We start from the raw sequence: 25,166 nt of genomic DNA on the forward strand, positions 1-25,166 counted from the left end.
CTATTAAGTTGGCCAGATTCAATTTCTTCAACCAACTGAAGCTTGAAAGAAAGCGAATAATCTTTTTGGCTACGCTTTACGTAACCCGTCTTTGCTATTGTTTTCATTACACTATAGTTTTAGTGCATCGCTATTTCAGGACGGGACAGAAATTTAATAATAAAAACCCAAAGCATTTTGCTTTGGGTTTTTTTGCTTTTAAGAAGCTTTTTTTTTATTCTTTGGTAATTTGTCCTTACGGATTACCTTATCCTAAAAACCCTTAATACAGGGGTGTTATGTAGTGTTAGCTCCTTTAGTTTTGTGATTGAAATCATTTAAACTATAAAGACTATACCATGACACTAAAAAGAATAATTGTACTCTCCCTTTTTTCAATTGTATTTTATGCTTGTAATAATAACGCTGATGAAAATTTGAGTAATCAAGTAAATAGCATTTCTATCAAGAAACCATCAGCTTATGATCAAAAATTAATAAAAATTGCTTCTATTGATAAAAGCTTTGCTAATTATTCGGTTAGAGCGTTTGAAGTTTACAATGATTATGTCAGTTTGTTTGGTAGTAATCCTGATAAAATGGAATTAGATAAAATTGTTAATTTTTCTCAAATTGACGATTCTCAAATTCATTCTTTAAAGCTTTTAGATAGTGCTATTACTTTACCCGTTTTGAAAGAGCTAAATCCATTGATAAGATCTTATAAAATAAATGCAAGAGCTTTTGCGGTAACCATTAATAGCTGTAAGTCTTATTTTACGAAGAAGGAATATAAAAAAGATAAATATGATCAGGCAGTTGTATTACATAAGCTAACAATAGATATCTATTCTAAATTTAAAAAAGCAGATAGTATTTTAAGAATAAAAAGCAAAAAAATAGCTAAAAGTTTAGAAAACGAATATTTGTATTCCTTGAATGAAGCAGGATTAGAAGTTGAGTATTTAGCAATAGTTGGTAAAAAGGATGTGGATAATTTAAACACCTTACTTAGTTCTAGTACTTATAATGATTTAAAAGTAGAAAAACTTGCCAGTTTACATAACAAAATTGAAACTACTTTTAACAAGTTAACGGAATTAAAGCAATCTGATCTCAAGCAATTCAACCATAATACTACAGTTTATTATTCAAATTTAGAACAATTGAATCACTCTTTTAATGAACTTATTCAACGTAAAAATGATAAGAAGAAGTTCTCTAAAGACGAATTGAAAAAGCTAAATGAAAATAAAATTGCTGCTAGTTCTGTAAATGGCTCAATAGAAGCGGTATTGCTTTCCTGTGAAAAATTAACGGATTCTTTTAAGGATTATAAATCAGATAAAGCTTATACCAACCCTATAATAGCGAGTACGAAAAACAAAATTGCCAATAGTGTTAAAATACCAAGTGCAATTAAATAAATTAGCACCAATTGACGGTTTTCTGATCTTATAGAGCTAAAGTAATGATGTGCAAAAGGAATACTGACCGGCATAAATATAAGCAGTAGGGTATAGCCTATAGTTTTTGTAATTGTTGGTGTGTCATTAGCTTTTTTAATATAGATTGCTCTTGCTGCATAATGGCAAATTACGGGATACGAAATTAAGAGCCCAACACTATTAACCCACTCGGATAGAGCATAAAAAACATATCTTAAATCTTCTTTTATTAGGGGAACATAAGATAGGCCGATATTAAAAATTATATAAAACAAGAAAAACAGATATGCAATACGAAACCATTTCAATGGAATACCTAAATCCTTTTGATCTACAGACAGTACAGCTTCTTTTAACCAAATTGTTATAATTAAAACGGGAATTAAAAAGAGATAATTAGTGGTTATAGTTAACGTTGAAATAAAATTTTGAATAGTGTTACCAGAAGTCTCTATATTTTGATATATTACTGAAAGAGTTGTGTATAGAATCATTAATATCACAGGAAGTATCACCACTAAAATGGCTAATTTTTTTGAAGAAAGATTGAAAATAAAATTGGAAATACTTTTCATTTATTAGTAAGCTTCTTATGACGTTATTAAATAACGCAGTGAACTTTCAGATAGTGTAAATGAATGGTTTTAAAGAATATTGAGTCATTAATAAATGTGAATGGCTATACTATTATCTTAAATTTAATGGGTTTGGTCTATTTCTAGGGTCTTGATTTAACAACATAACCATACTTAAAAATAACTCAGGTTCATTATCATAAAAATGATGCGGTTTTTCAAAAAATGTTTCTAATGAAACAGAAAAGAGTTCAATTAAATTACTTCCAGCATAATCTCTTAAAACTACATTTTCTTTATTTTTTATTTTCAAATACTTGAAATGGGCATGTTTTTTCCATTTTTCAAAAGCACTTTCTTTAAAAATTCTACTCGGATAAGACCTTGCAGTATTTTCAAAAATCAAACAATGACCAAACTCATGAATGGCCAAATTTAATGCATCATCATTTATTTCAAACCCTTTTTTGACGGTAGGCCATGACATGTTAACACGTTTTGTACGCAAGTTTACATCGCCATCTAAAAGCACATTATTATGCTTATAAGTATATGATGAAGGAGTAATAAATACATGATTGAATTTGGATAAGGTATGCATGTTTAATCCAAATGTTATTTGAGCAAAAGCACTTGAAATAATAGTTTTCATTTTTTGCGTCAATATAAAATCAGGTTTAGAGTCGAAATTAGTTCTAAAGCGAAAAATTAAGGTTCTAACAAGAAAGGTTTCTTTCTTTTTCTGAGACAAACCTTCATAATAAATATTAGAATTCATTAATATATTATGACACTCGTCTTTTGTAGATGATTTAAAAAGGTAACTAAGCGATTTGTAAATTAGTTTCAAGTTAATCTAGAAATTAGTAGAATTATAAAGAACTAAATCCAGCTATATCATTCCTAGTTTCTGTTTCTTCAAAGTTGTTTTCTGTTTGATTAGGTTGACCTAATAAAGTGAGAAAATGTGTTTTTAAATCTGGAAATTCTAACATCAATTCTCTAAAACTAGTAGTGGCTGTTTTTGATATAAAATCGCTAATTAATTTGACAAAAGATTTAATAGATGCTTTGCTAACAATTAGAATGTTACCAAAATTAGTGTTAAAAGCAGTAAGTTGTGAGTAAAGGGTAATTGCTGCCTTTTTTATGCCATGTTTTTTTACATGAATATATGCCAATCTTAAATGGGCTTCATAGGTTACAAGTACTGGTGGTAAAGTGCAATTTTCGAATTGCTGCTCAAATTGTTGGTCGGTTAATAGTTGGTGCTTTTCGGTCATGACCTAGGTTTATTTTAATTATTATATTAATAAATAGTTGGTTAGATTATTTAATAATTTATATTAAATTTTTTATAACTATACTACCATAGGTGCATAGTGTTTTTTATTCCTTTACAACACCCAATGTTGCTATTTGTCCCATTCTAATATTCCAATCTTTTTCAGATAGTAAATATCCTTTTTCGTCGAAGATTCTAATTTCTGCCGTATTAGGTCCAGAAAAACCTTCATTAAGGGCTTCAATGTCTATTCGATTATAACCTTTTATAAGGTCAATATTAATAATGTAATAGAGTCCCTTTAAACTTACACTAGATTTTAACATTTTCTCATTTAAGAAAACACGTATTCTATCTCCATCAACTAGACTATGGTCTCTCACTTCAATTCTAACTGTATTAGAACTACTATGCAAGGTTCCTAAACTAAAGTCGCTAGAACGTTTTACGTTACTAACATCTTTTCCGTTAAAGTATTTTTTTGTGAGTATATCATCTTCATCTTCTTCTGGTCCAGTACTCGTCATAAAATTAGAGACTTTTTTCTTTGAAATTTCAGGAGGATTAAAATATTTATCAACATTTGACTTAAACCCTAGTAAATAAGGCTTTTTTTCGACATTAAAAATGGATTCTTTTTCAGAAGTGTCCAAAATAGATAAATCGATTGTTTTTAATACTTTCTGATTATCATTTATTAAAAGAATTGTTTTTCTTGGAACAGAATCTAGTTGTGCAATTAATTGACAGCCACTTCCTATAAATAGGATTAGGCAAAAGAGAGGTTGTATAAAACGATTTAGATACATTACTACTTTATATCAATAGTTATACCGAAGATTAGATTATCGGCTACATTAGTTGCCAAAAGTAGATAAAAATTATCCGTAATTTTGTTAAAAATTAATTAATACTTGTAGTAATGTCATTTAAAACCTTAGGAAAGGTCAAAATTATTTAATTTTTAATGTATTTTTGGAAAAAGATAAAACAATAATTATGGCAGCAATAACTTTAAAAGGAAATAGTATACACACAACAGGTGAATTACCAAAAGTTGGAGCACAAGCTCCTGATTTTAAGTTGGTAAAAACGGATTTGTCAGAATCTACTTTATCAGATTATAAAGGTTCTAATGTAATATTAAATATTTTTCCAAGCGTTGATACAGGCACATGTGCAGCATCAGTAAGACATTTTAATAAGGAAGCATCAGAATTAAAGAATACAAAAGTTTTATGTATTTCAAGAGATTTACCTTTTGCACAAGCACGCTTTTGTGGTGCTGAAGGAATTGAAAATGTAATTAATTTATCGGATTTTGCCACAGGTGATTTTGGTAAGGACTATGGATTAACAATTTCTGATGGACCTTTAGCTCATTTACATTCAAGAGCTGTTATTATTTTGGATGCATCAGGTAAGGTAATATATGAAGAGCAAGTACCAGAAATAGTTGACGAACCAAATTATAAGGCAGCATTAGAAGCTTTACATAGCTAATAATTTATATTATTAGTATCAAAAATAATTTTCGCCTACACATAAAATCAGTATACCCTTTGTGTTTAGGCGAAACTTTATATTGATGTAGAAATATGTATCCAATGAAAAATCCAAACGATAGTTTTTTAAAGGGCAGGCTAAGGAGTTTGAAATTTGCTCTAAGAGGGGCCTTTTTACTGATTACTACAGAACATAGTATAATGGTGCAGTTTTCTATTGCAGTATTAATAACCATTTTTGGATTTGTAATGCAAATTTCTGCTACTGAATGGATGTTTCAACTGTTGGCTATAGGAATGGTTTTAGTTGCGGAGTCCTTAAATACAGGAATTGAAAAGCTTTCCGATTTTGTACATCCAGACTATCATAAAAGGATAGGGTTTATAAAAGATATTTCTGCTGGAGCAGCAACCTTTGCTGCAATTATAGCCGTAATTATTGGTTTAATAATTTATATTCCAAAGTTTTCTTAAACTTTAGCAACAAAATTAATAACTCTATTATTTTGTGTACTTTTGTCGCTCAATTAGCTCAATCAATTTTTGTTTAAGTTAATGTGCTTATAATCAAAGACTACAGACTATTTAACTACAAATGGCAAAAAAGAAAAAGACTACAACTAAAACAGCATCAAAGACCAAGAAAAAAAACGGTATTGTTAGTTTTTTTAAGAGTAAACAAACACACCTTGTTTTTGGTATTTTCTTAGCACTTTTTGGTATCTTCTTACTCGTATCTTTTCTATCCTTTTTTAATACTTGGAAGGCAGATCAAAGTCAATTGCATTTATTTTCTGATCGCTTGGCAGAGACCCGAAACTTATTGGGAAAGATTGGTGCGAATATTAGCCACTTTTTTATTTATAAAGGTTTTGGTATTTCCGCATTTATTCTTCCTTTTTTAATGTTTTTCTCTGGGCTTTATATCTTATTTAATATTTCGTTTAAGGCGATGAGAACGGCATGGTTCTGGGGAGTTGTATTTATGATTTGGTTGGCGGTTGCAGTAGGATTCTTTTTTCCGAAAAACGCTCTGTTATCTGGTGTTATCGGTTTTGAACTTAACGATTATCTCATCGATTTTATTGGTAAAATAGGTATTTTCTTAATTTTACTTTTTACTGCCTTGGCCTATGTAATTTCTAAATTTAAAGTAACACCAGAAAGTTTAAAGGAAAAGCTTCCGAAAAGGATTATAAAAACTTCTAAAAGTGTTGGTATCGATGATATAACAGATGAAGGCTATATCGCAGAAACGATTCCTGAAAAACCACTTTCGGAATTAGAATTAAAAGTAACGAAAAAGAAAGTAGATCCTGTTCAAAAACAAGAACCTAAAATAGTGGTTAAGGAAGAGGTCAAAATAGCACCTAATAAGTTGGAAGTTACTCCTACTGTACATGAAGAGGTGAAAATTGAAGTTGAAAAATCATTTGAAGAAGATCATTTGGTAGAAAGTCTTTCCAATAAATTAGTAGATGACTTTGGTGAGTTTGACCCAACTTTAGAACTTTCAGAATTTAAATTTCCAAGCTTAGACTTATTAAAGGATTATGGCAATGAGAATATAACCATTGACCAAGAAGAACTAGAGGCCAATAAGGACAAAATTGTTGAGACTTTAAATAATTATAAAATTGGTATTGCAAATATTAAAGCCACTATTGGGCCTACAGTTACCTTATATGAAATTGTTCCAGAAGCTGGAGTAAGAATTTCTAAAATTAAAAATTTAGAAGATGACATCGCTTTGTCATTGGCCGCTTTAGGTATTCGTATTGTTGCACCAATTCCTGGTAAAGGAACAATTGGAATTGAGGTTCCAAATAAAAATTCGACTATTGTATCGATGAAATCAGTTTTATCAACGCAGAAATTTCAAACTTCTAAAATGGAATTACCATTGGCGTTAGGTAAAACAATTTCGAATGAAACTTTTGTAATAGATTTAGCCAAAATGCCTCACTTGCTAATGGCGGGTGCAACAGGGCAAGGTAAATCAGTTGGTTTAAATGCGGTATTAACTTCTTTACTGTATAAAAAACATCCAGCAGAGGTTAAGTTTGTATTGGTAGATCCCAAAAAAGTAGAATTGACCCTGTTTAATAAAATAGAGCGTCATTATTTAGCCAAATTACCAGACAGTGAAGATGCGATTATTACGGATACCACTAAAGTTATTCATACATTGAATTCGTTGTGTATTGAGATGGATAATCGCTACGATATGCTTAAGGATGCATATGTAAGAAATATCAAAGAATATAACGTAAAGTTTAAGACAAGAAAATTAAATCCTGAAAATGGACATGCGTTCTTACCCTATATTGTATTGGTAATTGATGAGTTTGCAGATTTAATTATGACAGCAGGTAAAGAGGTTGAAACACCTATTGCTCGTTTGGCACAGTTGGCAAGGGCAGTTGGTATTCATTTGATTGTGGCAACGCAAAGACCATCAGTAAATGTTATTACCGGTATCATTAAAGCGAATTTCCCAGTTCGGGTAGCCTTTAGAGTAACTTCTAAAATAGATTCTAGAACTATTTTAGATGCTCAAGGAGCAGATCAATTGATTGGTAAAGGAGATATGTTAATCTCTACAGGTAATGAAGTTACAAGATTACAATGTGCTTTTGTAGATACTCCAGAAGTAGATAGAATAACTGATTTTATAGGTTCGCAAAGAGCATATGCCAGTGCACATTTGTTACCTGAGTATGTTGGTGAAGAAAGTGGCACAGGTATTGATATAGACATGTCAGATAGAGATGAATTGTTTGAAGATGCGTGTCATGTTATTGTAAATGCACAACAAGGTTCAGCTTCTTTATTACAAAGAAAATTGAAATTAGGTTACAATAGAGCGGGGCGGATCATAGATCAATTAGAGGCCGCAGGTATTGTAGGTAAATTTGAAGGAAGTAAGGCGAGACAAGTTTTAGTGGCAGATATTTTAGCTCTAGAACAATTACTAAAGGACGAAAAAGGGCTATAGGCTAAAAAAAAAGATTTAAATAGATAAGATTATAATAAAATGAGAAAGATAATTACAACCGTTATATTAATTTTAAGTATTTCATTTGCATTTGCACAAGATGATGCAAAAGCAAAAAAGTTATTGGATGATGTTTCGAATAAAATTAGTAAATATGAAAATATTTATGTTCAGTTTAAGTATAACTTAGACAATACAAAGGAAAAGGTACATCAAGAAACAAGGGGTGATGTAACAATGAAAGGTGATTTATACAATGTTAATTTTTTAGGGACCAATCAATTTTTTGATGGAAAAAAAACCTACACTATTATTACAGAAGATGAAGAAGTGAACATTTCTGATGCTGAAGATAATGAAGAAGGCACAATTACACCTTCAAAATTCTTTACATTTTATAAAAATGGATTCAATTATAAATGGGACATTTTACAAAACATGAGTGGTAGAAAAATACAATATGTAAAATTAATACCTATTGATAGTAATTCTGATATAAAACAAATCTTATTAGGTGTTGATATTAATACAAATCATATTTATAAATTGATTGAAACAGGAAATAACGGAACAGTTACAACATTAACTGTTTCTGAATTTAAAACAAATCAGGCAATTTCAAAAACACTTTTTACTTTTGATAAATCTAAATATGAAAATTACATTATAAATGATCTTTAAGATTCTTTTTTAACTAGAATTAATTAGAATTTTTCATTGCTTATAGTTCGTGAAAAATTAGAATTTATATAAGTTTATAAGTACGCCGATGTTTCGCATGTGTTATTCCCAATTAAGCTTTACTTTTGTAATTCAGTAAAACATTTTATGTGAAGATCTTAAATAGATACATACTTAAAAGTTTTTTAGTACCTTTTTTAGCAACCTTTTTTATCATACTGTTTGTACTTGTAATGCAAGTACTTTGGTTACAGTTCGACAAAATTGCTGGAAAAGGTATTGGCATTGGTCATATTATTCAGTTTTTGGGTTATATCGCTCAAATGCAAATTCCATTGGCGTTACCCATTGCTATTTTGCTATCTTCAATTATGGCATTGGGATCATTGGCAGAAAATTATGAATTTGCGGCGGTAAAATCTGCTGGTATTTCTCTACAACGCTTTATTAGACCGCTTGTAATCCTTATGGTTGTATTAAGTGGTTTAAATTTTTTATTTTTAAACTATGCCTTTCCTAGGGCTGCTTTTAAATTTAAAAACATGTTATCCGATTTGAAAAAAACGGAACCTGCACTGGCCTTAATACCAGGTACTTTTAATGATGAAATTCCGGGGTATAGTATAAAATTTGATGAAAAGTATGGTGAAGATGATAACCTTCTTAAAAATGTTCTCATTTATACTGATTTGGATCAGAATCAACCCAATGTAAAAGTAATTACAGCAGAAACTGGAGAAATTACAACGGAGAAAGGAAGTAAGTATATGACGCTTATTTTAAAAAATGGACATCGTTACGAAGAGTTACCAGAAAAGAGACCAGATTATAAAAATGGGGCAGCATTACCAGGTACCAAAACAACTTTTACAGAAGCTCTGATTAATATAGATATAGAGGATATGAGTAATGTAGACTCTAAAGATTATAAACAAGATAGAGAAATGCTGAGTTTAAAGCAACTCAACTATTATTCTGACTCGTTGAAAGTACCCTATGATGATTATATAGCGTCTAAAGCAAAAGTTTTTATGGTTAGAGCGGGTATAAAAGATATGGCCAAGGATACCACTGATTTTTCTAAACTAAATAAAAATGTTTTAGAGAATTTTGACGATGAAGGTAAAGGACAATTATTTAATAATGCTGTTGAGCTTTCTAAAAATACTATAGATGATATTGACGGGTTTAATAGTGTTTTAAAAAACAAACGTAAGTTTTTAAATGTTTATGATACGGAATACCACAGAAGATTGGCATTTTCTTTCGCTTGTTTAGTATTGTTTTTTATTGGAGCTCCTTTGGGTTCAATTATCCGTAAAGGAGGGTTTGGGTTTCCAATGATAATGGCAATTTTAATCTTTGTAATCTATTTCTTTATTTCTACATTAGGTAGAAATATGGCATGGGCAAGTACGGTAACGGCTCCATTAGGAGGTTGGATGGCTACAATTATATTATTACCTTTTGGTATTTTCTTAATGGTAAGAGCTACCAAAGAAAAAGGTATTTTTAATTTAGATACATTTTTAAATCCAATTACCAATTTTTTTAAAAATCTCTTTAATAGTAAAGATAAAAAATAATTAAGTGATGATTTCAACACAAGAAAATAAAGTGCAATTGAATTCGATAAAAGAGGCAATTGCTGATATTAAAAAAGGAAAGGTAATTATCGTAGTTGATGATGAAGATCGTGAAAATGAAGGTGATTTTATTGCGGCTGCAGAAATGGTTACTCCTGAAATGATTAACTTTATGTCCGCTGAAGGAAGAGGGTTAATTTGTGCTCCAATTATTGGTAGTAGATGTGAGGAGTTAGGTTTAGAGATGATGGTTCAAGATAATACTGTTTTGCATCAAACGCCATTTACAGTTTCAGTTGACTTAATTGGAGACGGTTGTACCACAGGTATCTCTGTTCATGATAGAGCGAAAACGATAAAAGCTTTAGTTAAGGATGATATAAAACCTCACGATTTGGGTAGACCAGGGCATATTTTCCCGTTAAGAGCTAAAAATGGAGGGGTTTTAAGAAGAACTGGACATACAGAAGCTGCTGTGGATTTGGCAAGGTTAGCAGGTTTAAAACCGGCTGGTATACTCGTTGAAATTTTAAATGAAGACGGGTCAATGGCAAGATTGCCTCAATTATTGAAAGTTGCTAAGAAATTTGATTTAAAAATTATTTCAATTGAAGATTTAGTTGCCTATCGAATGCTTCACGATTCTTTAATTGAAAAAGTAGAAGATTTCCCTTTAAAAACACGTTTTGGTGAGTTCAGGCTTAGAGCTTATAAACAAACTACAAATAGTCAAGTACATTTGGCATTAACGAAAGGAAACTGGGATGAAAATGAGCCTGTATTGGTTCGCGTAAACTCAACATTAATTAATAATGATATTATTAGATTATTAACAAGTAAGCCAGATGATATGTTTAGCCGCATGTTTAAAATGATTAATGATGAAGGTAAAGGGGCAATTGTTTTTATAAACCAAGAAAATCAATCTTTTAACTTATTGAGTAGGTTAAACATGATTAAAGATGTACAAGAAGACAATACAACTAGAGTACCAAAAATTAAACCTGATACTAAAGATTTTGGTATTGGTGCACAAATTCTACATGATATAGGTATTTCTAAATTAAGAATAATATCTAATGATGATCAAATTAAAAAACGAGTAGGAATTATTGGTTATGGTTTAGAAATTGTTGAAAATGTAGGGTATTAATTATTACTTGTTAATTATGAGTTTCTTGCGAAAATTATTATATCCTTTTTCTTTAGTATACGGGGAGATTACATCCGCAAGAAATATTTTTTATGATAAAGGAATTCTAAAATCAACACAGTTTGATATTCCAACAATTGTTGTTGGTAATTTAAGTGTAGGAGGTACTGGAAAAACACCGCAAGTGGAATATTTAGTGCGACTATTACAAGATACATATAAGGTTGCAATATTAAGTAGAGGGTATAAAAGAAGTACTAAAGGATTTATTATTGCAAGTACAAAAAGTACCGCATCTGAAATAGGGGACGAGCCACTACAGTATTATAAGAAATTCTCAAAGGTTATTGTTGCAGTAGATGCAAATAGAGTGCATGGCATTCAACAATTAACGCAATACGAAGATAAGCCCGATGTCATTTTATTAGACGACGCTTTTCAGCACAGAAAAGTAGAAGCAGGTCTAAATGTTTTACTAACTCCGTATAACGATTTGTATGTTGATGATAAAATGTTACCCACAGGTAATCTAAGAGAAAAGGTGCGTGGGGCGGAACGTGCAAAATTGATTGTGGTTACCAAATGTCCCTCTGAATTAAATGAAACGGAACAATTCGAAATCACTAAAAAATTAAAAGCAAAGGTTCATCAAACGGTTTTTTTTTCTAGGATTAAATATAGCGAGACTATCATTTCAAAAACGGCTACAATTACTTTAGATACTTTATCTTTGTACAAGGTGTTATTAGTTACGGGGATTGCGAAAACGGAACCGTTACTTGATTTTTTAAATTTGAAAAAGGTTAATGTTCAGCACTTAAAGTTTGCAGATCATTACAATTTTACAGAGAAGGATATTCAAAAAATAAGCACTACGTTTGAAGGTATTCAATCGGATAAGAAAATAATTTTAACTACTGAAAAAGATTATGTCAGGAGTTTTATAGATACCAAATTTGAGGTGTATTACTTACCCATTGAGACCAGTTTTATAGAGCATCAAGGAGATTTTAATAGGATTATTACAGATTATGTGGAACAAAGTACAAGAAACAGTTAGCTTTTTAAAGGAAAAAGGATTTTTAAATGCAGATTTCGGAATTGTTTTAGGTTCGGGATTGGGAGGTTTGGTTGATAGTATATCAGTTGAACAAAAACTATCCTATTCAGAAATTCCTCATTTTTCTAGATCTACAACACCTGGGCACTCTGGATTTTTAATATATGGAACCTTGGCAGGTAAAAAGGTAATTGCCATGCAAGGAAGATTTCATTATTATGAAGGTTGGTCTATGCAAGAGGTCGTTTTTCCAATTCGAGTATTGAAATATTTGGGTATTGAAAACTTAATACTTTCAAATGCCTCTGGAGGAGTGAACTCCAATTATAAAGTTGGTGATATTATGATTATCAAAGATCATATAAATATGATGCCAGAGCATCCTTTGCGTGGACAGAATGATGATCGTTTTGGTCAACGCTTTGTAGATATGCACGAGGCATATAGTTTAAAAATGATAGCGAAGCTTAAAGAGGTTGCTTTAAAAGAAGACATCACTTTGCAAGAAGGTGTTTATTTAGGTTTACAAGGTCCAACCTTCGAAACTCCAGCAGAATATAAAATGGTGAAATTAATGGGAGCAGATGCTGTTGGAATGAGCACCGTACCTGAAGTAATCGTAGCCAAACATATGGGGATGCATTGCCTTGGCGTATCTATAGTTACAGATTTAGGGGTAGAAGGTCAGGTAGTTGCCGTTTCGCATGAAGAAGTTCAAGATGTGGCAAAGAAAGCGGGAAAAACTTTGAGCTTATTGGTAGAGAAATTTGTAGAGTTGCAATAGACAGAAGCTTTTACTCCCAACCTTTAATGTTAGAGAATGTTTCGTAATCACAGCCTGTTTCGTAATTTAATTCTTTGTTCATTTTTTGCTCATAGGCTTCTTGTGCTAGGTACAATAAAGCTTCGAAATCCAAGTTTTTAGGCATTTCTACCGGATTGTTAAGAGCATCTTCATAATAGGTTTTGCCGTTTGCTACAACACAGCAGCGGACATATAAAAAATAATCCACTGAAAAAAAAGAATCTTTATCTACATAAGATTCTTCTCCTATGTTTTTCGCATGTTCTTTCGTATCTAATAAATAAAGTTTAAAGCTAAAGTTTTCCTGAAATTGTTTTATTTCTGAGACTTTTCTTTTAGCTAAGAAATCGATAGCAGGATGCATTCTTTCTTCGTCACCTTCTTTTGTCCAATCTATTTTACTTATAATTTCCCAAAATAGGATATCATCAATCATTTTTTTAGGTTTCATCTTTCTTTTACGATATGCCTCTTGTGCTATTCTTGAAGCTTCTTTACGCTCTTTAAATTCTTTTTCGTAGGCTTCTCGTTCGTTTCTCCATCTCCATTCTAAAAATGCTTGATTTGGGTAATTTGAATGCATAGAGCCAGCTAATCCTATATGATATTCGCTTTTGTCACCTAGTTTAAATGGGATACTTTTCTCAAAATCATTGATAGGTAAATTTCCTAAATATTCATATTTATCGAGTTCATTATATTTAGAATCAGAAGATAAGAATTTTACATTCCAATAATTTTGTGAGAACTTTTCTTGGTATAGTAGTGTACAATCTTTTAATTCAGGTAATTGGGGCTTGTTTTTTGAAACAAAATCTAAAACACCAACTAGTAACTTATCATCTTCTCCAAAGTTTTTAAGTTTATTTATTTGAAGTATTTTAAATGCTCCAAAAAAATCTCGTTCTAGTTTTGCTATAAATATATCTCCTTCTTTTACTTTCATTTTTTATAATTAGAATTGTTTTTTTAATATTTACTAAAAAAATCCCATATTAATTCATTACTAGCAAGGCCAGAATTATCTAATGTGGGCAAGTCGTGGCCGAAATTATTTAATTTATAGTACCAAACCTCGTTTCCGTGTATGCCATTTTTATAATGGTATGCGTTTATAACTTTTGATATAAAGAGGGTATCAGTTTCCTTACATTGATTAAATCTGCTCCAATAATTCATTATGCTATCCATATGTGGAGCTCCTCCCCATCCATATTCTATTGACATACTACCATCAATAGGTACAACATCATCCTTCATTCCAGATATTTGTAGTATCGGTATTGGCAATTTTATTGCGTTTCTGTTTTTCCATAAGTGACCAGTCATAGTACCTGTAACAGAAGCCATCGCTTTAAAAACGTCTGGAGATTCACAGGCCAATGCATAGCTCATAAAACCACCATTAGAAATACCGCAAACAAAAGTTCTATTTGAATCTAGATTATATTTAGTCTGTAGATACTTCGCTAGCTCCGTTAAGTAGCCAACATCATCAATTGAACTATTTGACAAACCACCTGTCCAATACGGTTTTCCGGTATTTACATCTAGCGTTCCTTGTGGATAACAAACTACAAATTTGTTAGTCTCTGCCAGACTATTTAATTGTAAGCTTTGCATATGTTCATTCGCATATCGACCGTAACTATGGAGTACAAAAACTAACGGTGCGTTTTCTGGTACGTTTATCGGTTTATAGAGCACATATGTTCTTTCTAAATTGTCATGATAAAAAGTTGAATCCTTAACGGTATTTGTACATGAAGACATTAATAGAGAAACCATTATGATAATACTAAGTAAGTTAGGTTTCAAATTTCTCATTTTCATCAATGATTTAAATCAATGGTAAAATACAAACAAATATACTGAATTTAAGGAAGTTACTCAGGAAACAAGACCTCACCACTTAACTCACTCATTAATTTCTCATTATTTCTTACCAATTTTCCGTTAACCAATACTTTTTCAAATCCTTTTGCTAATTGATGTGGATTCACATAATCCGCTTGGGCTTTTATGTTTTTTGAATCAAAAATAAGAATGTCTGCTTTGTTACCGATAGCTAGCGTACCACGTTTTTCTAGTTGTAAAATTTCAGCGGCATACGAAGTCATTTTACGTACTGCTTCTTCTAGGCTTAAAATACTGTCTTTTACCACATAGGTTTCAATTGTTTTAGCAAAAGTACCATGCCCACGCGGGTGATGTCCTGTTTTACTACCATCTGAACAAATACCAATAATCGGGTCTTTTAAAAAGGCTTCTTGTAATTCTTTATTCATTACAAAATAAGCCCCAGAGGAACCTTGTGGACCTAAATCATCAATTAAAAACTGTTCAAAAGGTTTGTTTTTTGAAGCAGCTGCCTCTGCTAATGTTTTTCCCGTATAAGGAGCAGAGCCTAACAACGTTGCTTCTGGTCCATTTCGTAAATTCACTTTGTTTCTAATAAATTCTTCCAGCTCTTTTCTTCTCGTTTTTTTAGCGATTTCAAATTGTTGAGGTGTTTTAGACCAATCAGGAAAAACAATTGCAATGCCTGTATAACTTGCCATATACGGATACATATCGGCAGTTAATTGAATTCCTGATTTTCTAATTTTTTTAATGGTATCTAAAATTTCATTGGCTCGTGCTGTACCTTTACCATACACTGATTTTAAATGTGAAATATGTACACGTGCATTTGATCCTTGTCTGCTTAACTCTTTAATAGATTCTATTACGGCATCATCATCTTCATTACGCATATGGCTCATAATCATCTTGTTTTCATTGCCCACTATTTCAGCTAAGGCAATTAATTCACTTTCTTCGGCATATAAACCAGGTGCATATTCTAATCCAGAAGAAAGTCCAAATGTATATTGTAACTGCTCTTTCAGTATTTCCTTTAATTTTTCTAATTCCGCCTCTGTAATTTTTGACTTTACGCCAATACCCGCTAAATTCCGCAACGTTCCATGACCGACAAATTCAACAATATTAACGCCTAAATTTTGTTGATTAACCTTATCTAAATACGGTTTTAAATCTCTAACATTGGCACTTGAACCATCTTGACCTAAGGTTATAGTAGTAACGCCCATGGCTAAAAAGTTCTCAAAATCAGGTGTGCTTAACGGGTTGCCATGAGCATGTAGATCTATAAAACCAGGACTCACATTTTTTCCTTTAGCATCAATAGTTTGTCCAATTTTTAATTCAGAATTCGTAAGATTTCCTATATAAACAATACTATCTGCATTTATGTAAATGTTAGCATTATATGCTTGTTTTCCGGTTCCATCTATAATTTTTCCGTTGATTATGGCGATAGCTACAGAATCAATATTTGGTTGAACGATAGTTGGTTTTATTTCGGTTTGCGATGTCGTTTTGGATTGCCTGTTATTACATGCTGTCAATAGAATTAATCCAATGCCTATAACTAATTGCGTTGTTTTTTTGTTGAAACGTTGCATTGCAACGTTTTTGCCGATGTTATGGCGGATTTGGTTTGTAGTAACGTTTTTTTTATCCATTAAATTTGTCATTATTCCATTTTTTTGGATTATTGATAATGTAGTTTTCAATTTTATAATATGCTTTTTTATTTCTTATAATATTGTCATGAAATCGTGCCTGCCAACCAAAACTTGAATTTATCTTTCTTGCACTTTTTGTAACAATGGATTTGTAAGAACGAATAATTGTTGAAATTGACCCTTGCTTTGGCGAAATATTTGACATTTTTGAACTTTTATCAATGCCTTCAATTTCTGGGTTATTTGAGATTGAAGCTTTGCCTTGTTTTAAAAAATCTATAACATTTGGTTGTATGGTTGTTATTGGCTTTTGGGAATGCAACGTATCCATGTTATTAATTGTTATAATTCCGTGCATATGATTTGGCATAATAACATAAGCCCCTAATTCGATAAATGGAAAATGTTTGGGTATTTCAATCCAATAATCATTTGCTAATTTTCCTATTTCTGATAGATTCATTTCGTCTTTTGGATTATTACCGAAAAAATGACATCGCTTTTGAGTAATTATAGTTATAAAATATGATGAACTCCATCTGTAATCCCAATTTTGTAGCCTTATGGATTTTGTTCTATATTTATTTTTGAATTTGTCTGTCAATTTCAGGTTCTTTAGTTATGTTGTAAACATTACGATGCATTGATAATATGTAAGCGTTGCATTGCCATGTATTTACTCTCCGGGATGATATGTTTTTTCAGCTCTTGCTTCTACATCTTCACGGTAATAGGGTACATTTTTAAATTCAACGTCAGCATAGCGTTGAGCTTGATCGTCAAAATGAGGAGAGTCTGGGTCTCCACTTTGTCCACCCGCCAACATCGATTTTGCTTTTACCTTATCTCCAAATTCAACTACAGCCACAAAACTGTTTCCTCTAGTACCATAAATACGTTTTGTTTTTTGTCTAGAACGCATTCCGAATGCAGCTAATGCTCCCCATCTAGAAGTCGCTAAGCCAACAGCAATACTTGGTGCATCATCATCAAATTTTTGATCAATGTCACCATTTAGACGTTGGTATCTATTAATTTCACCCCAAGGAGTGTTCCATGATCCAAAATCATTGGTAAGATGAGAAATACTTTTCTTCAACATAGTTAATTTTTCAGCTTTAGGAGATTTTGTTCCCATAAAAGCAACTTTTTCCATTTCATTCAATCCATTAGGAAAATTACCTTCACGGAGATAAAATTGACCATAAAAATGAGCCAAAGACATGGCAACGCTTTCTTTGGAAACAGAAAAATCCCATTTTCGTAGTACATCAATGGCTTCTGTAAGTTCAGGGTCTTTTGGTGAAGATTTGTCATAAGCTTGAATCAAACCTGGTATAGAAATTTCGAAAGCTGGCAAATAAGGATCGTAAGCCATGGTTATCAGTTTATCAATCGTTAAATCCTTACTTTTTTCTAATAATCGGATTGCATGTACACCTCTGAAATTCTCGCGATTTTTGGACATGTAATTTGGATAATCTTCTATTTTAGGACTATTCTCTCCCGCACTTGTAAAAGGAGTTGAGTTACAATTTTGAATCCAACCCACTTCAGGATTTATCACCGTAATATTTTCATCAACAGTATGTAACCCGTTCCAATCGGTTTCAGGATCACTACCATCGACAGGATTGGTATAATCAAATTTTACATTACGCTTTGGAATAAAATTCCCATGATAATACGCAATATTTCCACCAGCATCGGCATAGACTGTATTGTTAGAAGAATTGGTACGAATATTCATCATTTCTCTAAACTCTTGATGTCCATTTAATTTGGTACGCGTAAAGGATTGTTCTAAAGCTTTTACGGGATCCCACATAATGGCGGTTGTTACCCAATTAGAATCAATGGCATGTGTTATTGGACCGCGATGTGTTCTAAACATGTTGAATTTTTTCTCCGTTAACGAATCGCCAACCTTATATTTCAACGCTACTTCAAGCTCTTTAACAGGACGTTGTTCATCTCCATATGTATAGGTATAACCATTATCTGTTTTAGTAACGTCTTCTAAAAATTCATCTTTAATATCGGTATAGGTTGAGGTGTGCATCCATCCTGTTTTTTCGTTGAAACCTTGATAGATAAAAAACTGACCCCAAGTAACGGCACCATAAGCATTTAAACCTTCTTCACTAACCATATGAACTTCACCGCGAAAAAAGAATGAAGTATGTGGGTTAATTAATAACATAGCATTACCAGATGCTGTACGCTTACCTGAAATGGCAAAACCGTTAGACCCTGCTGGTTCTTTTTCTAAGAAAGGTTCTTCAGTTTCATTAAATGCAATCTCATCAGTGGCATTTTCGTTTCCATAAAACGCTCCAATTTTTTTAGTTGAAATACCTTCAATATCGCCACCAATCGAGCCTTCACTAAAATACATGGGCATCCAAGGTTCAAAACGGGTTAATAATCTCGGTGTAACTTCAGGATGAGTAAATAAATAATAATTGATTCCATCCGCAAAAGCGTTACATAACTTTTTTAACCACTCCGGACTTTTTTCATAGTTAGCAATGGCTTCATCTTTGGTCATATATAATTTTGCACGTAAATCACTATATAAAGCTTCTTCGCCTTCAACTTCTGCCAAGCGACCTGTAGCCCAAATATAATTTTGTTCCACTCGGTTAAAATCATCTTCACACTGAGCATATAATAGGCCAAAAACAGCATCAGCATCCGTTTTTCCATAAATATGTGGTACCCCAAAATTGTCACGGATAATTTCAACAGTTACAGCTTGTTTTTGCCAACGTTGTACTTCTTCTGAAACTTTGGGAGACTGTTTACAACCTATAAAAAGCAGTAAAAGGAGGATGGAAAGTTTATTCATTGTGAGTTTTTATTTTAGCGTATGGTAGTAAATGTAGTTATTTTAATTAGAAATCACATAGTCATAAATGGTCTTAGAAATTTTTGCCAACTGTTCGGTTGTTTTGTCAAAATCTCTTAAATCTTTAGATAGGATCACCAATACATATGGATTACCATCAGATAAATATACAATTCCCGCATCATGATGAACACCAGTTATAGAACCTGTTTTATGTGCAACTTTTACATTTTTAGGTAAATACAAAGGAATCATATCATTAAACTTTTGGTCCTTTAAAATAGTAAGCATTGCAGCACAATCTTTTGGGGCACCTGCTTTTTCATTAGCAATGGATTTCATTATAATCATTAAATCTCTGGCTGTTGTGGAATTGCTTAAGCCTTTATCGTATGCTTTTTGATCTTCAACACCTCGCAATACTTCTATGTTTTTAGCTCCTAGTTTTCGCATGGTTGCGGTTACTTTTTGAGCATTTACCAATTCAATTAGAACGTTGGTAGCTAAATTACTACTTACGGTTATCATACTGTACATTAAGTCTTTAATAGCAACTTTTGTGTTAATTTTGTTGTAGATAACATCGTCACTATCTACACTGATATCCATACTATACAAACTACTGTCAACAATACTTTTAAATTCATTTTTTAAAAGTATAGAATCATTTAGATTTAGCTTTCCTTCAGCGGCTTGTTTAAAAAGTTCAATCATTACAGGAACTTTCATGGTACTGGCCGCATGAAATTTTTCATCAACATTTATGAATAGACTGTCTTTTGGTTCTGCTAGATTGTAAAAAGCTACGGCTACAGAGCCGTCTATGGAATCAATTTGAGATTGGATGCTGGTTATTAAATTATCTTTTTTGGATACTTCCTTTTTACAAGAGCTAAATGAAACTAAGAAAAGTATACATAAACTTGTTGTAAATAAATTTTTGAAAGTCATAATAAATGAAATATTAGAAGTTTATTTGATATAACCAGGACCGTGCACAACTCTTCCTGGTTTTTTATTGGTATGTTCACCTCCTTTTAACACTTGTATACCGTTTACAAAAACATGCACCATTCCACTTGCATATTGATGTGGTTTTTCAAAAGTGGCATGATCTTGAACTTTATCGAAATCAAAAACAACAATGTCGGCATAATTACCCACCTTAAGGCTACCACGTTGTTTAATTTTAAGATTAGAAGCAGGTAATGAAGTTAGTTTTCGGATGGCTTCCTCTAAAGAGATAACTTTTTCATCTCTGGTATATTTACCTATTACTCTTGCGAAATTTCCGTAAGCACGAGGATGTGTACTGTATTTTAAAAAGTCACCTTCTGCCGCATAAGAGCCAGCATCAGAACAAAAACTCATCCAAGGTAGAGCCACTTGTTTTTTTACATTTTCTTCAGACATCATAAAGTATACAGTGCTTACATCGCTTCCGTTTTGTACTACCAAATCCATTGCGGTTTCTTCTGGTGAAGTATTTCTCATTTTAGCGACCTCAGCTAAGGTTTTTCCGGTTAAATATCTAAGACTATCATTGTTGAAACCAGCCAATATCATTTTATCCGCAGAGCCAGCAGCTTGCATTAAGCTTTCCCATTCGATGGCAGGTTTACGCATATCTTGCAATACTTTTTTACGAATTTTAGGGTCTTGCAAACGTTCTGCCCATTTCTTATAACCACCTTCTTGAACCCAAGGTGGCATAGCTGCATCTAGACCTGTTGAACCTGCAATATAACTGTACATGTTGGCGGTTATGGTTAACCCTGCTTTTCTGGCGGAATCAATCTTGGAGACAACGTTATCAAATTTGTACCAGTTGTCTTTTCCACTCATTTTTAAATGGTAAATTTCAGCTCTAATGTTTGCTTCTTTAGCAATACGAAGTAGCTCATTGATACTCTCTAAAAGTTTATTTCCTTCGCTTCGAATATGGGAGGTATACAACCCATCATATTTTGCAGCAACTTTAGAGATTTCAATTAATTCTTCGGTGGATGAGTAAAAGGCAGGAGCATAAATCAATGAAGAACCGATACCCATGGCACCTTCTTCCATCGCTTGTATTACCATTATTTTCATGGAGTCTAATTCTTCTTCTGTAGGAGCTCTATCTTCATAACCCACAGTATTAATACGCAAGGTAGTGGCACCGATAAAAGAAGCAATATTGGGAGAAACTCCCTTATCAACCAAGGCATTTAATTTGTCACTTAAAGAAATCCATTCTATGGTATTATTGACTGTATCTACTTTCTTTGTTGGTCCCATGGAAGTGCCTTCTCCAAAAACTTCAAGGGTAACACCTTGCTTTATATCACCAAGAGATCTTCCGTCTGTATTTAATGCAGCTGAGGCCCAACTTAACATATTTATAAAGCCAGGAGCAATAACTAATCCTTGTGCATCAATTTCTTGCTTAGCCGTTTTATTTTTTAAATCACCTATGGCGGCAATGGTATCTGCGTTAATGCCTATGTCGGCGTTAACTGCAGATTCTCCAGAGCCATCGACTATTTTACCATTTAGTATAAGAATGTCAAATTCAGGTTGCTTTGTGCAACTTGAGATAGACAAAGAGCAGAAAAAAATCACAGTTATTTTTAGTATATTCATCTGTAAGAGCGTAGTTTAGGTTTAAGATTAACGAAGTTACAATTATTATGGAAATTGAGGGTAAAAAAAAAGACTATCATTTCTGACAGTCTTTTCTTCAGTATAAAAATACTATATTATCTTATTTGTCCACGCATTAAACCTCCAGCATAATCAGTTGAGTGCACATTAACGTAAAGAGCATCAGTTTTTAATGTAGAAAGCATATCGGCATCTAATATCATGGTTTTTGTCACTCCCAACTGTGTATCGTCAGTCAACTCAAGGTTAATTTGAACGTCACCGTTTACATTAGCATCTCCGCTATGAATATGACCAGCAGTAATAGCATCTCCCGCTTGCAAATCCATAACTGATACATTATAATAAACTTTGTCTCCTACAATTCTGAAAATTGCAGTTCCGCTATCGTTTCTATCTGTGATGGATGGAATTTCGTTGGTTGGGGATAACATTACATTATAGGCTTCATCAATTACTTGGTCTAATTGACCGCGAACCAATCCATTTGGGTTTTCAGTTGAATGGACATTAACATACACGTCATCGCCAAGTAGTGTTTCCACTTGAGCCTCAGTTAATTGTACAATTCCAGTGGCTTCATTGCCTTGAAACACAATATCAGTACCATTTACTAAGGAAATAGCCGGTGCACCAGTAGAAACAGGATCGCCAGTATGCAAGTGTGCCACTGTCAATTCATCGCTCGATGAAAGATTATTGACTACAATTGAAAATTCAATTTGATTTTCTGAATTTAAAACCAATAAAAATGTTCCAGTTTCTTCTCTGTTTTCGACAATTGGAATTTCATTTTCTGTAGTTAAGTTAATATTTCCTGACGCAATAATTGATAGTCCTGAATCATCAGTGTCATTGCAACTTGTTGTAACACCAATTAAAGCCATACAACATATTAATAAAAGTGCTTTTTTCATTGAGATATAGTTAAGTTTTACCTACTTCAGTTTTGAGTCTTTTTTCGGCTAGTTCCGACCTTAGTAATGATGCATTAGTTACTGAAGGGTTGTGTATAAAAATGAATTATTTTTTTACAAATATAAAATACGCTATAAATGAGAAGTTTATTTGACGTATTTCCAATAGTTGTTAGCTCAAATGCAAAATATTTGGCCTTTTTTTTTGAAATTACCATCATTTAGATGTATCAATTAGATTTAGTGCTAACTTATTTTGACATCTGCTTTAATGTTTGGTAATAATAGAAAAGTTAAAATCTTTAATTTAAAAAAGTAAAGATTATTTTAAAATTTAATATAATAAGAGAAAGGAGTTTTAAGCACCTAACAATGGTAAATGTTTAATTTTATGGTAAGTTAAAGCCATTGTAATGCAATGCTTTAATTCGGTTTCAGGGATGTTGTCATTAAGATTAAAAATTATTGCTCTATTGCCTTCATAATGAAAAGTGTCTTTATAAATTGTTTTAAAAGTAGTTACTAATTTAGAAGTGCATTTGAAGTAAATGGCAAATTGTTCTGGCGTTTTTGTTTTCCAATCCATTCTGACCGTACTTCCATTTTTTGTTAAATAACTTGGCTCTCCCCATTTTAATGTTTCTTCTAAATTTTGAAGGCCTTCAATTTCAGAAGCAGCTTCTAAAACTAACGCTCTTAATTGATTCATTTGACTTTGTACTGTTTTAGGATAGTTTTCAAAAACTTCTTCGGTTTTTGGGTTAGTGGTTAGTTTCATCGTATTCTAAACGTTATTTTAATTTCCAACATACTAATACAATTTCTGATATTAGTAAAAGAATTATTCAAAGATAACAATAAAAGTTGAGGTCAATTGAAATATGCGTACTCTTGTGTTTAACGATAAAAGACTGGTTAATAGAGGAGTGGTTAATTATTAGTATCTGTAGAAGAACTGATTATTTTGCATAACCTTTAACGACTCTGCGGTTAATTTTATTTCTTCAATTTTTATGATGATATTAAAATGATGACTAAAAAATGAAAAGTTACGCTTGGATAAACGTAACTTCTCAATGCTTAAATTAAGTTTTTATTTTTTAGTTGTAATAATGAGGGTGTATTTTTATACCTCTAATGTCACTACTGTTCTTCCTTTTAATTTTCCTTTTAGCATTAAGGCAATCTTTTCATTTAATTCTTTTAAAGATATTTCAGCAGAAGCTTCGGTTAATCGGTCATTTTTCCATTCGTTAGATAATTTATTCCATACCTTCTCTCTGTAAGTCATCGGATAGTTTTGAGAGTCTATACCAATTAACGTAACACCTCTTAAAATAAAAGGAAATACAGTTAAATCAAGTTTAGGAGAAGCAACATTTCCACAACAAGTTACAACACCCATTGGACGCGTAGATTTAATAATGTTTTCTAGAATTACGCCACCTACAGTATCAATACCACCTGCAAAAATTGGCTTCAAAAGCGGTTTATTGTCCATTGCTTCAAAGTCTTTTCGCAAAATAATTTCATCAACTCCAAGTTTCTTTAAAAATTCCATTTCAGGTGCTTTGCCTGTAATTGCCACAGTTTTATAGCCAAGTTTTTTTAGTATAACGACACTTAAAGAACCTACACCTCCGGTAGCACCAGAAACTATGATAGGTCCATCTTCGGGCTTTACCATTTCGCTTAATCTAAGTACAGACATACCTGCGGTTAATCCTGCCGTTCCAATAGTCATTGCTTCCTTCATCGTAAGATTTTCGGGTAGCTTAACAGCCCAATCTTCTGGTACCTTAACATATTGAGCAAATCCACCATCTGTATTCATACCTAAATCATAACTAGTAACAATAACTTGGTCTGACACCGAAAACTTATTTGATTTAGAAGATACAATCGTTCCGGCAGCATCAATTCCTGGAGTGTGTGGATAATTCCGCGTTACTCCTTTATTACCAATACTAGACAAGGCATCTTTATAGTTTAAAGAACTATAGTGTACTTTTATTAGTAACTCACCTTGTTCTAGGGGTGTAAAAGGAATTTCCTTAATAGAAGAAATATAGTTTCCATCTTTCTCTTCTACTCTGTACGCTTTGTATTTTGATTGCTTATTCATAGTTGCTGTTTTATCTGTT

Annotated in this window: 23 protein-coding genes; 9 read left to right on the top strand and 14 right to left on the bottom strand. The window is 32.2% G+C overall.

Annotated elements, in window-relative coordinates:
* The first annotated feature begins 338 nt into the window (after positions 1 to 338).
* Positions 339 to 1,406 (top strand): DUF3829 domain-containing protein, encoded by a 1,068-nt coding sequence (locus JBL43_RS15800; RefSeq protein ID WP_198842380.1) that lies wholly within the window; start codon positions 339 to 341, stop codon positions 1,404 to 1,406.
* On the opposite strand, the gene JBL43_RS15805 is transcribed toward JBL43_RS15800, so the two are convergent.
* From JBL43_RS15805 to JBL43_RS15820, 4 genes are all read right to left on the bottom strand, one after another.
* The gene (locus JBL43_RS15805) at positions 1,331 to 2,002 is read right to left on the bottom strand and encodes a hypothetical protein (RefSeq protein WP_198842381.1); all 672 of its coding nucleotides are present in this window, start codon (positions 2,000 to 2,002) and stop codon (positions 1,331 to 1,333) included. The two genes, JBL43_RS15800 and JBL43_RS15805, sit on opposite strands and share 76 nt — an antisense overlap.
* 112 nt (positions 2,003 to 2,114) lie before the next feature.
* The gene (locus tag JBL43_RS15810; RefSeq protein WP_262896273.1) at positions 2,115 to 2,852 is read right to left on the bottom strand and encodes a zinc-dependent peptidase; all 738 of its coding nucleotides are present in this window, start codon (positions 2,850 to 2,852) and stop codon (positions 2,115 to 2,117) included.
* Between the two features lie 22 nt (positions 2,853 to 2,874).
* Positions 2,875 to 3,285 carry a hypothetical protein gene (locus tag JBL43_RS15815; protein ID WP_198842383.1) on the bottom strand — a complete coding sequence of 137 codons (411 nt, stop codon included), beginning with the start codon at positions 3,283 to 3,285 and terminating at the stop codon, positions 2,875 to 2,877.
* 106 nt (positions 3,286 to 3,391) lie between these two features.
* Positions 3,392 to 4,096: a hypothetical protein gene (locus JBL43_RS15820; protein ID WP_198842384.1), complete on the bottom strand. Its 705-nt coding sequence runs from the start codon at positions 4,094 to 4,096 to the stop codon at positions 3,392 to 3,394.
* Positions 4,097 to 4,286: 190 nt separating this feature from the next.
* Between JBL43_RS15820 and tpx the strand changes: the two genes are divergently transcribed.
* From tpx to JBL43_RS15860, 8 genes are all read left to right on the top strand, one after another.
* A complete protein-coding gene (gene tpx / locus JBL43_RS15825; protein ID WP_117884288.1) occupies positions 4,287 to 4,790 on the top strand; it encodes a thiol peroxidase in 504 nt (167 codons plus the stop codon).
* Between the two features lie 104 nt (positions 4,791 to 4,894).
* Complete coding sequence (locus tag JBL43_RS15830; protein ID WP_198842385.1) at positions 4,895 to 5,266, top strand: diacylglycerol kinase; 372 nt, start codon at positions 4,895 to 4,897, stop codon at positions 5,264 to 5,266.
* A 121-nt stretch (positions 5,267 to 5,387) separates the two neighbouring features.
* Entirely contained in the window at positions 5,388 to 7,790 is a 2,403-nt protein-coding gene (locus tag JBL43_RS15835) for a DNA translocase FtsK (protein WP_198842386.1), read from the top strand.
* A 39-nt stretch (positions 7,791 to 7,829) separates the two neighbouring features.
* The gene (gene lolA1, locus JBL43_RS15840; protein ID WP_198842387.1) at positions 7,830 to 8,471 is read left to right on the top strand and encodes an outer membrane lipoprotein periplasmic chaperone LolA1; all 642 of its coding nucleotides are present in this window, start codon (positions 7,830 to 7,832) and stop codon (positions 8,469 to 8,471) included.
* Between the two features lie 149 nt (positions 8,472 to 8,620).
* Entirely contained in the window at positions 8,621 to 10,057 is a 1,437-nt protein-coding gene (locus JBL43_RS15845; protein WP_198842388.1) for an LptF/LptG family permease, read from the top strand.
* A gap of 7 nt (positions 10,058 to 10,064) precedes the next feature.
* Positions 10,065 to 11,210, top strand: a complete 1,146-nt coding sequence (gene ribB / locus JBL43_RS15850; protein WP_198842531.1) for a 3,4-dihydroxy-2-butanone-4-phosphate synthase — start codon at positions 10,065 to 10,067, stop codon at positions 11,208 to 11,210.
* Positions 11,211 to 11,226: 16 nt separating this feature from the next.
* The gene (lpxK, locus tag JBL43_RS15855; RefSeq protein ID WP_198842389.1) at positions 11,227 to 12,270 is read left to right on the top strand and encodes a tetraacyldisaccharide 4'-kinase; all 1,044 of its coding nucleotides are present in this window, start codon (positions 11,227 to 11,229) and stop codon (positions 12,268 to 12,270) included.
* Complete coding sequence (locus tag JBL43_RS15860) at positions 12,242 to 13,054, top strand: purine-nucleoside phosphorylase (protein WP_198842390.1); 813 nt, start codon at positions 12,242 to 12,244, stop codon at positions 13,052 to 13,054. Before lpxK ends, JBL43_RS15860 begins: the two co-directional genes overlap by 29 nt.
* A gap of 10 nt (positions 13,055 to 13,064) precedes the next feature.
* On the opposite strand, the gene JBL43_RS15865 is transcribed toward JBL43_RS15860, so the two are convergent.
* The 10 genes from JBL43_RS15865 to JBL43_RS15910 form a co-directional block, all read right to left on the bottom strand.
* Complete coding sequence (locus tag JBL43_RS15865) at positions 13,065 to 14,021, bottom strand: DUF4240 domain-containing protein (protein ID WP_198842391.1); 957 nt, start codon at positions 14,019 to 14,021, stop codon at positions 13,065 to 13,067.
* Between the two features lie 23 nt (positions 14,022 to 14,044).
* The gene (locus tag JBL43_RS15870; RefSeq protein WP_198842392.1) at positions 14,045 to 14,902 is read right to left on the bottom strand and encodes a CE1 family esterase; all 858 of its coding nucleotides are present in this window, start codon (positions 14,900 to 14,902) and stop codon (positions 14,045 to 14,047) included.
* Between the two features lie 59 nt (positions 14,903 to 14,961).
* Positions 14,962 to 16,617 (bottom strand): N-acyl-D-amino-acid deacylase family protein, encoded by a 1,656-nt coding sequence (locus JBL43_RS15875; protein ID WP_198842393.1) that lies wholly within the window; start codon positions 16,615 to 16,617, stop codon positions 14,962 to 14,964.
* Complete coding sequence (locus JBL43_RS15880; protein ID WP_198842394.1) at positions 16,598 to 17,212, bottom strand: transposase; 615 nt, start codon at positions 17,210 to 17,212, stop codon at positions 16,598 to 16,600. The genes JBL43_RS15875 and JBL43_RS15880 overlap by 20 nt, the downstream gene beginning before the upstream one ends.
* A 72-nt stretch (positions 17,213 to 17,284) precedes the next feature.
* On the bottom strand, positions 17,285 to 19,459 hold the full coding sequence (locus tag JBL43_RS15885) for an acylase (RefSeq protein ID WP_198842395.1): 2,175 nt from the start codon (positions 19,457 to 19,459) through the stop codon (positions 17,285 to 17,287).
* A gap of 42 nt (positions 19,460 to 19,501) precedes the next feature.
* Complete coding sequence (locus JBL43_RS15890; protein ID WP_198842396.1) at positions 19,502 to 20,410, bottom strand: serine hydrolase; 909 nt, start codon at positions 20,408 to 20,410, stop codon at positions 19,502 to 19,504.
* A gap of 21 nt (positions 20,411 to 20,431) precedes the next feature.
* Positions 20,432 to 22,084, bottom strand: a complete 1,653-nt coding sequence (locus JBL43_RS15895) for an N-acyl-D-amino-acid deacylase family protein (RefSeq protein ID WP_198842397.1) — start codon at positions 22,082 to 22,084, stop codon at positions 20,432 to 20,434.
* Positions 22,085 to 22,200: 116 nt separating this feature from the next.
* The gene (locus JBL43_RS15900; RefSeq protein ID WP_198842398.1) at positions 22,201 to 23,022 is read right to left on the bottom strand and encodes a CHRD domain-containing protein; all 822 of its coding nucleotides are present in this window, start codon (positions 23,020 to 23,022) and stop codon (positions 22,201 to 22,203) included.
* A 358-nt stretch (positions 23,023 to 23,380) separates the two neighbouring features.
* Positions 23,381 to 23,800, bottom strand: coding sequence for a DUF1801 domain-containing protein (locus JBL43_RS15905; protein ID WP_198842399.1), 420 nt, complete (start codon positions 23,798 to 23,800; stop codon positions 23,381 to 23,383).
* A gap of 348 nt (positions 23,801 to 24,148) precedes the next feature.
* Positions 24,149 to 25,147, bottom strand: coding sequence for a YhdH/YhfP family quinone oxidoreductase (locus tag JBL43_RS15910; RefSeq protein ID WP_198842400.1), 999 nt, complete (start codon positions 25,145 to 25,147; stop codon positions 24,149 to 24,151).
* Positions 25,148 to 25,166 lie beyond the last annotated feature (19 nt).

This window comes from Aureibaculum flavum (assembly GCF_016406085.1).
Lineage (GTDB): Bacteria > Bacteroidota > Bacteroidia > Flavobacteriales > Flavobacteriaceae > Aureibaculum > Aureibaculum flavum.

Coding starts and splice junctions, on each gene's coding strand:
- JBL43_RS15800 (WP_198842380.1), top strand. CDS start 339: ATGACACTAAAAAGAATAATTGTACTCTCCCTTTTTTCAATTGTATTT.
- JBL43_RS15805 (WP_198842381.1), bottom strand. CDS start 2,002: ATGAAAAGTATTTCCAATTTTATTTTCAATCTTTCTTCAAAAAAATTA.
- JBL43_RS15815 (WP_198842383.1), bottom strand. CDS start 3,285: ATGACCGAAAAGCACCAACTATTAACCGACCAACAATTTGAGCAGCAA.
- JBL43_RS15820 (WP_198842384.1), bottom strand. CDS start 4,096: ATGTATCTAAATCGTTTTATACAACCTCTCTTTTGCCTAATCCTATTT.
- tpx (WP_117884288.1), top strand. CDS start 4,287: ATGGCAGCAATAACTTTAAAAGGAAATAGTATACACACAACAGGTGAA.
- JBL43_RS15830 (WP_198842385.1), top strand. CDS start 4,895: ATGAAAAATCCAAACGATAGTTTTTTAAAGGGCAGGCTAAGGAGTTTG.
- JBL43_RS15835 (WP_198842386.1), top strand. CDS start 5,388: ATGGCAAAAAAGAAAAAGACTACAACTAAAACAGCATCAAAGACCAAG.
- lolA1 (WP_198842387.1), top strand. CDS start 7,830: ATGAGAAAGATAATTACAACCGTTATATTAATTTTAAGTATTTCATTT.
- ribB (WP_198842531.1), top strand. CDS start 10,065: ATGATTTCAACACAAGAAAATAAAGTGCAATTGAATTCGATAAAAGAG.
- lpxK (WP_198842389.1), top strand. CDS start 11,227: ATGAGTTTCTTGCGAAAATTATTATATCCTTTTTCTTTAGTATACGGG.
- JBL43_RS15860 (WP_198842390.1), top strand. CDS start 12,242: ATGTGGAACAAAGTACAAGAAACAGTTAGCTTTTTAAAGGAAAAAGGA.
- JBL43_RS15865 (WP_198842391.1), bottom strand. CDS start 14,021: ATGAAAGTAAAAGAAGGAGATATATTTATAGCAAAACTAGAACGAGAT.
- JBL43_RS15870 (WP_198842392.1), bottom strand. CDS start 14,902: ATGAGAAATTTGAAACCTAACTTACTTAGTATTATCATAATGGTTTCT.
- JBL43_RS15875 (WP_198842393.1), bottom strand. CDS start 16,617: ATGACAAATTTAATGGATAAAAAAAACGTTACTACAAACCAAATCCGC.
- JBL43_RS15885 (WP_198842395.1), bottom strand. CDS start 19,459: ATGAATAAACTTTCCATCCTCCTTTTACTGCTTTTTATAGGTTGTAAA.
- JBL43_RS15890 (WP_198842396.1), bottom strand. CDS start 20,410: ATGACTTTCAAAAATTTATTTACAACAAGTTTATGTATACTTTTCTTA.
- JBL43_RS15895 (WP_198842397.1), bottom strand. CDS start 22,084: ATGAATATACTAAAAATAACTGTGATTTTTTTCTGCTCTTTGTCTATC.
- JBL43_RS15900 (WP_198842398.1), bottom strand. CDS start 23,022: ATGAAAAAAGCACTTTTATTAATATGTTGTATGGCTTTAATTGGTGTT.
- JBL43_RS15905 (WP_198842399.1), bottom strand. CDS start 23,800: ATGAAACTAACCACTAACCCAAAAACCGAAGAAGTTTTTGAAAACTAT.
- JBL43_RS15910 (WP_198842400.1), bottom strand. CDS start 25,147: ATGAATAAGCAATCAAAATACAAAGCGTACAGAGTAGAAGAGAAAGAT.